The sequence below is a fragment of the Dechloromonas sp. ZY10 genome (genome assembly GCF_041378895.1).
GTDB lineage: Bacteria > Pseudomonadota > Gammaproteobacteria > Burkholderiales > Rhodocyclaceae > Azonexus > Azonexus aquae.
In genome coordinates this window covers 1,758,398-1,770,364 of record NZ_CP144212.1, presented here as the reverse complement: position 1 = coordinate 1,770,364, position 11,967 = coordinate 1,758,398, and the positions used below count along the sequence as shown (strand labels likewise).

Annotated in this window: 10 protein-coding genes and 2 tRNA genes; 6 read left to right on the top strand and 6 right to left on the bottom strand. The window is 56.2% G+C overall.

Features of this window, described 5'->3' with window-relative positions:
* The 4 genes from ftsB (at nt 1) to VX159_RS08095 (ending at nt 2,285) form a co-directional block, all read left to right on the top strand.
* A complete protein-coding gene (gene ftsB / locus VX159_RS08110) occupies nt 1–285 on the top strand; it encodes a cell division protein FtsB (protein WP_371325466.1) in 285 nt (94 codons plus the stop codon).
* A gap of 85 nt (nt 286–370) precedes the next feature.
* Nucleotides 371–844 (top strand): peroxiredoxin, encoded by a 474-nt coding sequence (locus tag VX159_RS08105; protein WP_371325465.1) that lies wholly within the window; start codon nt 371–373, stop codon nt 842–844.
* Nucleotides 841–1,335, top strand: coding sequence for a peptidylprolyl isomerase (locus VX159_RS08100; RefSeq protein ID WP_371325464.1), 495 nt, complete (start codon nt 841–843; stop codon nt 1,333–1,335). The genes VX159_RS08105 and VX159_RS08100 overlap by 4 nt, the downstream gene beginning before the upstream one ends.
* A 209-nt stretch (nt 1,336–1,544) precedes the next feature.
* A complete protein-coding gene (locus tag VX159_RS08095; RefSeq protein ID WP_371325463.1) occupies nt 1,545–2,285 on the top strand; it encodes a 3-ketoacyl-ACP reductase in 741 nt (246 codons plus the stop codon).
* Between the two features lie 240 nt (nt 2,286–2,525).
* Here VX159_RS08095 and VX159_RS08090 read toward each other — a convergent pair whose 3' ends face one another.
* Together VX159_RS08090 and mutS are read right to left on the bottom strand one after the other, a co-directional pair.
* Nucleotides 2,526–3,482: a metallophosphoesterase gene (locus VX159_RS08090; RefSeq protein WP_371325462.1), complete on the bottom strand. Its 957-nt coding sequence runs from the start codon at nt 3,480–3,482 to the stop codon at nt 2,526–2,528.
* On the bottom strand, nt 3,482–6,088 hold the full coding sequence (gene mutS, locus VX159_RS08085; protein WP_371325461.1) for a DNA mismatch repair protein MutS: 2,607 nt from the start codon (nt 6,086–6,088) through the stop codon (nt 3,482–3,484). The genes VX159_RS08090 and mutS overlap by 1 nt, the downstream gene beginning before the upstream one ends.
* 189 nt (nt 6,089–6,277) lie before the next feature.
* Here mutS and VX159_RS08080 point away from each other — a divergent pair.
* A tRNA-Arg gene (locus VX159_RS08080) sits at nt 6,278–6,354 on the top strand.
* Nucleotides 6,355–6,395: 41 nt separating this feature from the next.
* Nucleotides 6,396–6,472, top strand: a tRNA-Arg gene (locus VX159_RS08075).
* A 6-nt stretch (nt 6,473–6,478) separates the two neighbouring features.
* Here the strand turns inward: VX159_RS08075 and VX159_RS08070 are convergent.
* From VX159_RS08070 to VX159_RS08055, 4 genes are all read right to left on the bottom strand, one after another.
* Nucleotides 6,479–7,630 (bottom strand): tyrosine-type recombinase/integrase, encoded by a 1,152-nt coding sequence (locus VX159_RS08070; RefSeq protein WP_371325460.1) that lies wholly within the window; start codon nt 7,628–7,630, stop codon nt 6,479–6,481.
* 192 nt (nt 7,631–7,822) lie between these two features.
* The gene (locus VX159_RS08065) at nt 7,823–9,196 is read right to left on the bottom strand and encodes a replication initiation factor (protein WP_371325459.1); all 1,374 of its coding nucleotides are present in this window, start codon (nt 9,194–9,196) and stop codon (nt 7,823–7,825) included.
* Nucleotides 9,197–9,299: 103 nt separating this feature from the next.
* Nucleotides 9,300–10,190 carry a hypothetical protein gene (locus tag VX159_RS08060; protein WP_371325458.1) on the bottom strand — a complete coding sequence of 297 codons (891 nt, stop codon included), beginning with the start codon at nt 10,188–10,190 and terminating at the stop codon, nt 9,300–9,302.
* Nucleotides 10,191–10,384: 194 nt separating this feature from the next.
* The gene (locus tag VX159_RS08055) at nt 10,385–11,809 is read right to left on the bottom strand and encodes a P-loop ATPase, Sll1717 family (protein WP_371325457.1); all 1,425 of its coding nucleotides are present in this window, start codon (nt 11,807–11,809) and stop codon (nt 10,385–10,387) included.
* Nucleotides 11,810–11,967: the final 158 nt, after the last annotated feature.

The following is an 11,967-nucleotide window of genomic DNA, read 5'->3' as shown; positions in this document are numbered from 1 at the left end:
ATGCGCTGGCTGACCCTCGGCCTGCTATGCCTGATCGGCCTCCTGCAATACCCCTTGTGGGTGGGCAAGGGGGGGTGGCTCAAGGTCTGGGACTATGACCGGCAACTCCAGCAACAGAAGGAAGTCACCCGCCAGCTGGAAATCCGCAATGCCGGCCTGGATGCCGAAGTCCGCGACCTCAAGCAGGGTTATGACGCGATCGAGGAGCGGGCCCGTTTCGAACTGGGGATGATCCGGCAAGACGAAAGCTTTGTGCAAATCCCCGACAAGCCTGCCGGAAAATAAGCAAAAAATTTGGTCGACCGTGGCCGCCGACCTCCGCTAGAATCGTCCGCATGCCTTCGTTTTACGAGAGGGCAAGGAGACGAACATGCAGCTCAGGATAGGCGAACAGGCACCGGGTTTTGCATTGCCCGATGCCGACATGAAGCAAGTCGATCTGGCCGAATTTCGTGGTCGCAACCACGTGGTTCTCTTCTTTTATCCCAAGGATGGCACGCCTTGTTGCACCCGCGAAGCCACCGATTTTTCCGATCACGAAGCCGATTTCGAAGCACAGAACTGCGTTCTGCTCGGAATCAGTCGCGACGATTGCCTAAAACATGCGGAATTCCGCGACAAGGAGGGCATCGGGATCGAATTGCTGTCGGATGCTGACGGAGCAGTCTGCAAGCGCTACGGCGTATGGCAGGCACGCGAAGTCGATGGGCATCGCAAATTCGGGGTCAGCCGCTCGACCTTCATCATTGATCGCGATGGCGTCATCCGCCACGCGCTCTACAACGTCAATTACAAGGGGCATGCACTCGACGTGCTGCGCCTGGTCAAGGAACTCAACTCATGAACATGCAAGTCGCCAAGAACACCGTCGTCACCATCGACTATCACGTCACCGATACCGACAACGAAGTGGTCGATGAAGGTCGCGAGCCGATCGTCTATCTGCACGGCGGTTACGACGACATTTTCCCGAAGATCGAGGAAGCGCTGCAGGGCAAGGCTGTTGGCGAATCGGTGCAGATCAAGCTGCAGCCGGATGAAGCCTTCGGAGACTACGACGCCGAACTGGTACAGATCGAACCGCGCAAGGACTTTCCGAAAGAGTTGCAGGTCGGCATGCAGTTCGAAGGCGGCCCTGAAGATGGCAGCGATGAGGATTTCGTGATCTACCGTGTGACTGAAATTGCCGATGACAAGGTGGTGCTCGACGGCAACCATCCGCTGGCCGGCATGGCGTTGATCTTTACCTGCACGGTCACCAATGTTCGCGCCGCCAGCGCCGAAGAAGTAGAGCACGGCCATGTGCACGGTCCGGATGAGGATTGCGAAGCCTGATCCCGCCAAGTAGGGCGGCCTTGAGCCGCCTACGCGCTCACGAACGGCTCTGCATGGGCCGTTTTTTATTTATCATTTCGTTTAGGTGAATGGTTTTATTTATTCGGAAGTTTGGGTATATTCGCCGCTGGCCTTCCCGGATTTGCCGCACTGTTCCAAGGGCATGGGAGTGCCAGATCGTAATTAATAATTATTAGAAGGAGCGTTTCATGAGCAAAAAAGTAGCTTACGTTACCGGCGGCATGGGCGGGATTGGAACCGCGATTTGCCAGCAACTGGCCAAGGATGGTTTCCAGGTCGTCGCCGGCTGCGGCCCCAACTCGCCGCGTAAGGACAAATGGCTGGCCGAACAGAAGGTGCTGGGTTTTGATTTCATTGCCTCCGAAGGCAATGTGTCCGATTGGGACAGCACAAAAGCGGCCTTTGACAAGGTCAAGGCCGAAGTTGGGGAGATTGCCGTGCTGGTCAACAACGCCGGAATCACCAAGGATGGCGTCTTCCGGAAGATGAGCGCGGACGACTGGAAAGCCGTGATCGACACCAATCTCAACTCGTTGTTCTATGTCACCCGCCAAGTGATCGACGGCATGCTTGAGCAGGGTTGGGGCCGGATCGTCAATATTTCTTCGGTCAACGGCCAGAAAGGCCAATTTGGCCAGACCAATTACTCCACCGCTAAAGCCGGGATGCACGGCTTCAGCATGGCCTTGGCACAGGAAGTGGCGAGCAAGGGGGTGACAGTGAATACCGTTTCGCCCGGCTACATCGGCACCGACATGGTCCGTGCCATCCGCGAGGATGTACTGGAAAAGATCGTGGCCACGATTCCGGTCAAGCGCCTGGGGACGCCGGAAGAAATCGCCTCGATTGTCGGCTGGCTGGCCTCTGACCAAGCCGGTTTTACCACCGGCGCCAACTTCGCCTGCAACGGCGGCTTGTACATGACCTGATAACGCTGCCGTGCCCATCCGGTGCGCGGATTGAGCGAGCGGGTTGCGCCCGCGCAAGGCCCGCAAGTTGCGGGCTTTTTTGCGCCTGGAACGGCAGTTGGGGATGGTTTTCAGCCATCTCTGCCGGGAGGGGCGATGTACCGGGTAGGTCGTGGCACCCGGGGGCTCGGGTAGAGGCTGAAGAGGTGCCGGCAAGACCGACAGGAGTGAGTTGCAGGCGGCCGAATACCTTCCGGTGGCTCAGGGGCGCTCGCGCGGTGGCCAGGGGTGGGCTTCGCTGTGGAACAGCGAGGGGCCATCCAGGCGGATCAGTAACTGTGTCCAGCCCATGAACGGATAGCCATGGGTTTCGATCCGGGTGAAGTTGGCCAGCGGCTTGCCGGCGGCATCACGCAGCGGATGGTCGACGCGGCTTTGGTGGGTGTCGCCATGGATTACCAGAACCTGGCCCGAGAAATTCTGGGTCTCCATGCGCAGCAGTTCGAGCAGCTCGCGGTAGCCGCTGTGCGGGAAGCCTTGCGCGAAATGCTTGAAGCCGGGGTTGGCCTGCATTGCGAAGGCCACGCCGGCGAGTTTTTCCTGGCGGGCGACCTGGAAAGTCGCGCGCACCCAGGCCAGCACTTGCGGATTGCGCTCGCTGAACTCCCGGCTGGGCGTTTCCAGCAGGCCCCAGTTGTTGTTGCCGCCGGGGATATTCAGGGTCGCGAACAGCACCGGGCCGACGCGAAAGCGCGCATGTTCCGGATAAGCAGCGCTTTGCCGCTGCAAGGGCAGGCGTTGGCGACCGAGCGACTCGGGCTGCGCCCAGAACAGCCGGCGCAAGGCGCCGAGGCGCTCCAGCGGCGCGTAGCCGCCGTTCGACAGGCGCTCACAGTCGCTCCACTCGTTGTCGCCGGGGACGAAAACAAAGGGAATCCGGCTGGCGTCGAACAGCGCGCGGCGGTCGGCGAACAAGGTGTCGTCGCAGCGGTCCTTGCCGTGCTTGATGTCGCCGACGTGGATCATCAGTTCGCTGCCGCTGTCGGCAATTGCCTCCAGCATCTTTGGCAGTTCGGCGCGCTCGAAGGCCGAGTAGGGCGTATCGCCAATCAGCGCGACTCGCCAGGTTTCAGCCGGCGCCAGCACGGGCAGCGCGAGCAGGGCACCGATTACGGTCGACCGCAAAAAACGGCCAAAACGCAGGTTGACCGTGAACATCAGCGCAGCAAACCTTTTAGTGCGTACAAGGCGTCCAGCGCTTCGCGCGGGGTCAGGCTGTCCGGGTCGAGCCCGGCCAGTTGCTCCAGCGCGGGGTGTGGCTCAGGTTCGCTGGCCTCGATCTCGGGTGCGGCAAAGTCCTGCGCGAACAGGTCGGGCTGGAGCGGATCGACCGCCGCCCGCTGCTCGAACTCGCGCAACTGCTTGCGCGCCGCGCGCACCACGCTGGTCGGGATGCCGGCCAGCGCCGCGACCTGGATCCCGTAACTCTGGTTGGCCGGGCCTTCTTCGACCGCGTGCATGAAGACGATGCGGTCGTTGTGTTCGACCGCACCGAGGTGCACGTTGGCCAGTTCCGGGTATTCGTGCGAAAGACGGGTTAGCTCGAAATAATGCGTGGCAAACAGCGTCAGGCTGCGGTTCTTGTCGATCAGGTGGCGGAGGATGGCAAAGGCCAGCGACATCCCGTCGAAGGTCGAGGTACCGCGCCCGATTTCGTCCATCAGGACCAGGCTGTTGGCGGTGGCGTGGTGCAGGATGGCGGCGGCTTCGGTCATCTCGACCATGAAGGTCGAACGCCCGGACGCGAGGTCGTCGGAGGCGCCGATGCGGGTGAAAATGCGGTCGAGCGGGCCGAGCACGCAGCGGTCGGCCGGCACGTAGCTGCCGATGTGGGCGAGCAGGGCGATCAGCGCCACTTGGCGCATGTAGGTCGATTTACCGCCCATGTTCGGGCCGGTAATCAGCAGCAGGCGGCGGTTGTCGGCGAGCAGGCAGTCGTTGGCGATGAAGGTTTCGGCGTTTTGCGCCAGTTCGTTCTCGACTACCGGGTGGCGGCCGCCTTCGATCAACAATTGCGCGGTCAACTCGTCGCCAGCGGCAAATTCCGGCTTGCACCAGTTGCGCTTCAAGGCGGCCTCGGCGAAACCGGCGAGCAGGTCGAGCTGGGCGACGGCGCGGGCGATGGTCTGCAAGGTCGGCACCACCGGCAGCAGTGCGTCGAGAATCTGTTCGTAGAGCAGCTTTTCGCGCGCCAGCGAACGTTCCTGCGCCGACAGCGCCTTGTCCTCGAAGGCCTTCAACTCCGGCGTGATGTAACGCTCAGCGTTTTTCAGCGTCTGGCGGCGGCGATAGTCGTCGGGAATCTTGTCGACGTTGGCGTGCGTGACCTCGATGTAGAAGCCATGCACCTTGTTGTACTCGACCTTGAGGCTGCTGATGCCGGTGCGCTCGCGTTCGCGCACCTCCATATCGACCAGGAAGGCGCCGCAGTTGTCGTTGAGCGAACGCAGTTCGTCGAGGTCCGGGTCGAAGCCCGGCGCGATCACGCCGCCGTCACGCACCTGCGCGCCGGGTTCGGCAGCGATGGCGCGGACCAGCAATTCGAGCGCCGCCTCCGGCGTCGCCAGTTCGGCGTGCGCCTGATCGAGCAGGGCCGAAGCGGTGCCGACCAGTGGCGCTCGCAGTTCCGGCAGCCGCGTCAGCGATTCGCGCAGGCTGGCGAGGTCGCGCGGGCGGGCGTTGCGTAGCGCGATGCGGCCGGCAATGCGTTCGATGTCGGCAATCCCGCGCAGGGCTTTTCTTGCCTCGCCGGCGAGTCGACCGTAGTCGTCGAGCAGTGCCTCGACCGCGCCGTGGCGGGCGGCGGGAATCATCCATTCGCGCAACGGGTGGTGCAAGGTGTGGCGCAACAGCCGCGAACCCATGCTGGTCACGCAGTTGTCGAGCAAGGAAAACAGCGTCGGCGACGGCTGGCCGCGCAGGGTTTCGGTCAATTCCAGGTTGCGCCGGGTGGCGAGATCAAGGCCCAGGTAGGCGCCCTCGATTTCCACGGTCAACCCGCGCAAATGCGGCAATTTGCCCGACTGCGTCGCCTGCGCGTACTGGAGCAGGGCACCGGCGGCAGCAATCGCCGGCTTCAGGCCCTCGGCGCCAAAGCCGGCGAGCGAGGCAACCTCGAATTGCTCGCACAGCAGGCGGCGGGCCGAATCGAAATCGAAATACCAGTCGGGCTGGCGGGTGCGGGCACCGTCAAAACCAAAGGTCGGCGTCCAGCTTTCGGGATAAAGGATTTCCGCCGGACGGATGCGCTCCAGCGTCGCCGGAATCTGTTCGGCCGGCACCTCGATCAGAATGAACTCGCCGCTCGCCAGATTGAGCCGGGCAATCCCGGCGGTGTTGCGCAGGGTGGTCACCGCCAGCAGCCACAGGTCCTGTTTGTCGTCGACCAGCGCCGCATCGGTCAGCGTTCCCGGCGTCACGATCCGCGCCACTGCCCGCTCGACCGGCCCCTTGCTGGTCGCCGGATCGCCGATCTGCTCGCAGATCACCGCCGACTCGCCCAGCTTCACCAGCCGCGCCAGGTAAGGCTCCAGCGAATGGAAAGGCACCCCGGCCATCTTGATCGGCACCCCGGCGGTCTGCCCGCGGGTGGTCAAGGTAATGTCGAGTAGCCGCGCCGCCTTCTCGGCATCCTCGAAGAACAACTCGTAGAAGTCGCCCATGCGATAGAAGAGCAGGGTGTTGGGGTGATTCGCTTTCAGCGCCAGATACTGGCGCATCATCGGCGTATGTTTGGCAAGGTCAGGGGTTTGCGTAGCGCTCATGCGGAAAAGCCGCGAAAAAAGTCGAGGGCGGATTTTATCAGCGGCGGCCGGATAAAAGCCGCTTACCCGGCCTTCACTATATAAAGGGCCAAACCAAGTCAAATGACATAAAGGATAGGCAATTCGAAAAAAACAGAAAAAGGACTGGCTTTTTTGGCAAAGCCCCGTATAATGCGCGGCTCTGACAGCGCGCCCGTAGCTCAGTTGGATAGAGTACTTGGCTACGAACCAAGGGGTCGGGCGTTCGAATCGCTCCGGGCGCGCCATTCAGAAAATCAGCAATAAACAGTAGTAGATGTATCGCAGCGCGCCCGTAGCTCAGTTGGATAGAGTACTTGGCTACGAACCAAGGGGTCGGGCGTTCGAATCGCTCCGGGCGCGCCAGTCGAATCAAGCAGTTAGGCCAATCTTTTGATTGGCCTTTTTGCTTTCTGCGGGGACAAACGGGGGAGTGCGTTTCCCCATCATTTCCCTGCGAATCATCTCCAGGCTTCGATTCGTTCGGCTCCGCTCGTCGGTAATCCGCTCCAGGGCTTCCACCAGTTCCTCAATCTGAGCGACCGAGTAATGTGCCGTCATGCCCCGGCGAGTGTGCCAAAGAATATCCGAAATCGTTTCTTCCCTTACCCCTGCTTCACGTAGCCGCATCCCGACGGTGTGCCTCAAGTCGTGAAACCGCAGATCGGGCAGACCTGCTGCTTCCCTCGCTCGTTGCCAGCCGCTGTTACTCACGGTTTCGATTCGGTCGCCCCGGAAGGGGAAGACATACGCAGAATGCAAACCGCGCTGCCCTTCGATGATGCTCTGTGCAACCGAATTACAAACCAGGACACGACTACGCTTCCTACCTTTGACGCTCTCCCTGGGGACGTCGAAGACTGACCGTTCCAGTTCGGGAATGTAGATTTCCCATTCCCACCTCAAACCACAAACGACCTCATCCCGTGCACCCGTGTTCAGATCGAACAGCACCATCTTGGCGAGATGGTCGGCCAAATGCGGCAACAACTGCCGCTGTTCAGCCCAGGTAATCGGGCGAGGCTCACGCTGAAAACCTATGAGGGGCAACATCGAAATCAGCGGTGGCGTTTCCAGCCATGTGCGGCCTTCTTCATCACGCCATTTGCGGGCTGCCAAATTCAGTATCCGGCGAACAATTCCCAAACCGAGATTGATCGTCTTGTTTGACCGTCCCGCCGCTTTGCGTTGCTCAACATAGACCGCCAACGTCTGATCGTGAATCTGATCGAGCGTGAGCTTGCCTATAAACGGCATCAACTTTTCCAGCAGGTAGATATCGGTTTGTAGCGATACCTTGTCCTGGTGGTCGAGCAGATACTTGGCGGCAGCCTGATCGAAGGTCCATTTGGGGCGGACGCCGAACAGGTGCCGTTGCCGTAGCTGCTCAAGTTGCAAGATCAACCAGGATTCCGCCTCTTCAAAGCGTTCGAAACGCTGGCGAAGTCGGGTTCCTTTGAAGACCTTGTCAATGCACCAGAAACCGCGCTGGTCTTGGTAGATGCCGGATTGTGATCGGCCCATGTGCTTACTCCTTTCTCCACGGGCCGCCCGTTCCGGGATTTATGTTCTTCCAATACTCGATCAAGGTCAATTCGATCAAAAACGACCGAGGTTCCCATGCGAATGGGCGAGAGCAGGGGACGGAAATACTGATTGAAGGCCCGCCGCTTGATTCCCAGGTAATGCAAGGCCTCCTGACAATTGAATCCGCGTTTATCCATTGCTTTCCTTCCGGTAGGCCCGTGCTTCGGCCGCGACTTCGCTTTCTTGCGCCCGGCGCTCCTGATCGGGGTCATTAACCCCCGTGTTGTACTGGCGGCGCTTCAGCGCCAGCTTTTCAGCGATGTAATCGTCAAATGGCAGCCCCAGCTTGTAGGCTTCCGCATCGAGGTGCTCAATCAACTGTGCCAACAAATCCTGGTGTGCCTCGTAAAGCTGCTTGGCGTTGTAACCATGCTTGGCCATGAACGCCATAATCGTGCTGCAGGCCATCTGAAACAGGCGTTTGTTGTGCGGGCTGCGTGTTGGCGTAAAACGCTTGGCAAGGGGGCCGCCGTTCCCATCCCAATCAACCGCTGCCAGCAAGCACCACAGCGGATGAATCGGCCAGCGGCAGCGCGTTTGATCGGCAGGATTCGGCAAGGTCAAACGCAGCCATTCGGTAGTCGCATAGCTCCACAGGCCGTTGAGGGCATTCATCACCTCGTAGAGCTTTGACAAGCCCTTTTGCGTCAGCACTTCGCGCTTGAATTCAAACTCCAGTCGCCAGACTACCCCCTGACCGTCCCAGCTGGCCTGCTGCCACAACGGGAGAATCCAATCCTTGCCGCTGACCACAATTTCCAGGAGCTTGTTGTAGAGGCGGGCAGACAGCACGCCGCCCAGACCAATCGACCAGCCAGAGAATTTCCCTGACACCGCATAGGCATTGATTGAAGTGGCGCGAGTCACCCAGGCGTGACGATCCCAGCTTTCCATGTCCGCCGACGATTGGAAATCGACAAACAGGTCGATCCGGCTCACATTGGCCGCCTCTTTAACCTCGCCCAGCTGCGAGAGCAATTCGTAAAGCTGCTTCTCTGCCTCCACTGGCCCGACATGGGCGAGGAACTTGGCCGAGACCTTGACGTAAGCCATCGGGGCCTTTCTACCAGCCCTGGAGAGTTGGATGCGGAACGCCCCATCTTCGATGATGTAAGGAAAGAGGGAGCTGCCTTTCTCCTTCACCTCAAAAACGTGTTTCCCGAGCGCTAGCTGGGCTTTTGCGACCTCGCTGGGGTCAGGGGATTGGGCGAGGGCTTTTAACGCCTTCAGGCGATTGTCTGCATCCTGGAAGAGTTCGCCGGGGTAGGAGAGATAAAGACTATCAACCCCCCAACGCAGTGCCTTGAAGAAAACACCATGCCCTGAATTGCTGTTATAGGGTGCTGTGTTACTAGGGGGCGCACCCTTGGGGCCACCATCAATCGATGGCGCGGCATCCATCGCCGCATGGCCTCCCTCGTTTGGCTGGCGTCTGGCCGCTCGCGCGGCCACCCCGCCAGCCAGCCCGAGGGAGGTAGGGGCGACATGATCTTGCTTTTTCATATCCACATTCCTTTGAGAAAGACTCAAAGCAGCCGATCTGCCTTGAAGTGGATACGAATGTTATGAACCAGAGGTAGGTAGATTAATGCCGTGAAACTGAAATTCACTGCATTGACAGACCGCCAGTTTTCTGAAACTTGCGGTACTCAATTAGGCGCTTCGTCAGATAATTCACATCCTCAATCCGATTTTGGAAACGATCCAGTCCAATTTCGTCGCAGAGGTCGAGAATTTCCTCGTGTCGGAGGCTGTCGAGCCATTGGAATGACTCCAACAGACCGAAGAGCATGAATAGCGCCGGATAGCGAATTTTTCCCTTTAGATTGGGATTGCTTTCACGGTAGGCAAGGGCGCTCAAGAACCTCCTGTCTCCTTCGTCCTGGGCGCGTTGTTTGCGGGCCATAAAATCGGGGTGATGCGTCAGGAGGAAGCGATCTACCTGAACTGCTTTCCCAAATGCCTCGTCATCGCCTTGCATCGCTTGCGCAATCAGTGAGGTCATCGTTGCACCATGTGTCATTAGCGCCATGGTGTTGAAAAAATGGGCAAAGAAACCTGAAAATAAAAAAACGGCTGTTTTCTGTGAGGCAGTTTTCTGATCTTCTGGCAGCGATTCAAACAGGGTCTTCTGTTCAGCCCATTCTGCTTCGGTCTCTGTAAGATTTAAATGATCGAGTAATTCCTTCTGGAATTCCTGGCTTTCAATCTCTTTGAAAAAATTGTTTATTTCTTGCTCTGACCATGTAGCAGAGTCTTGGTTAAATTGTTTGAACCCATCTTCCCCAAGTAAAGCCAGCATAATTGCGATCCCTGGCTTTCTTTCATGGTCATATAGCAAAACATAAGAGACACCGAATTTTTGGCGAATCTCTGCAAAACGTTTCCCTGCTTGGATTCGCCCACCTTCAGCCTTCAGTTCTTGAAAGATTTCTGCGTAGATTGGCGTCCAATGTTTTGCAAAATTCAGGGCTAAATCTTTCGGGAGTTTTAGCATGGGTGATTTTGTGTCATCTGCTTACGACCCAAAGCGGAAGTAGTGAACTTGGCGAAGCAGCCTCTCAGGAACGTTTGATGCTGGGGGCTTTTCGACCGATTGGTCAGGTGTCGTAGGTTCAAATGCAGATATTGATTTATCTGCCAGTTACTTCTTCCGCCAGAATCGATGCAAATATAGTGACTGGACCAAAATCACAGAATCTGTAGTGCTTTTAGAAGCCCCCGGTGCACAACGAAATTCTCTGTGAAATTTGGTGATGCCTCTTTGTTAATGTATCTGAAGACAGTCTGGTTGACTTGCTTGGGCTGATTCCCAATAACGCTAAATAAGAACAAAATTCGCAAGACAAAAGCGGAGTCCGTTTCCTTGACTGTGCCTTCCTTGTTTTTTTGGTCAAGTGCTCTTTTGAACTCCTCGTGCGAGAAAGTCTGCTTCCTTATCTGAGATATAACGTCGAAGATGTTAGATATGTCTGGTATTACGCTATGAATTTCATCAATCAACTCCCTTTTGAGGTAGTTGGAGAATGTTTTATCAACCCTCTTGATCGTTTCGGCGGGAATAATTATCGCGTTATCTCGCGTAGCCTCGGCGCAAGCCTGGATGTATTTTGTAAAATCTCGAGGTCTTAGATGAGTGCTTCGACACATAAATTCGAAGGCTGACATTTCCTTTCCCTGACGGTGTCCAACACCAATCGCGGCTTGATTAAATAATGAGCTCCAAGCATCTTGAAATTTCAAAATTGGCCCATCGGCGTTTAGTGCCCGTGATATCCTAAATGCGATCAGATCCTTTATTTTGTTTTTATCCCAATCAAGTTCAATCTTGAAGTCATCCCATTTTGTTTTGTCTGCATCGGTCAGAATGCTGTATATGTCATCTCGCAGGAATACAACCGGAAATATTTTAAATCTTTCCGACTTAAACGTACTCTTGATGTCCTGAACTGCCTTAAATAGCCCTGTCAGCAGGTGTGTATAGTTTTCATATTGACTTTTTTCGATAATATTTTTGTAGTCTTCATCAAGCTCATCGAATAATACATAATATATTGAAGTATCAATGTATTCAGCAATAATTGATTCAAGTGCATCGACCCGCTCAATCCATGTATCACTAGTGTTGTTTTCCTTGAATCCAACTTTTCCACCAGTTCCTAATATCTGGAACGAGAAATCATTTGCAGTCCATTTCTTGATCCAACGCTGCAACGTGTTTATCGGTTCTGGAGCGTATAGTTTCTTTAGTGCGGTAGAAACCTCTCCATCAATTGCTTCGTTTCTTGCCATCATTTTGCAAATGTGGCTGTATATTATGTATTTCCAGAAAGTGATATATTGATTCGGATGCGTGTATCCGGAATTTTTTAGGCTGTAAAGTTCATTGAACGGGAAGTTCTTGAAAGATAGTTGCTCGGAGAATATATTTGGATCAGATATTCCCTCAATGTATTGAGTTATTGAGGTCTTTCCAGTGCCTTTGCGGCCGATAACATAAGATCTTTTCCCGGAAAGAATTTTTTCTACTTCCTTGACGTGATAAAAATATCGTTCTGTATTTTCTGACTTTGCATCAAGTTTCCAGTTATCTCTGATTTCTTCAAGGAAATTCATGGTTGTCTTTTTTGCATTCATGTAGGTTTGGTGGCGCTGACATTTCAGCGGAAGGCCTAATAGTATTCAGATGCAGAAACGTCAGCGTTACCGCCATTAATATGGACACGACTGAATTTTCAATGACATAGAGATTACCTCGCCCGGCTCTCGTAATC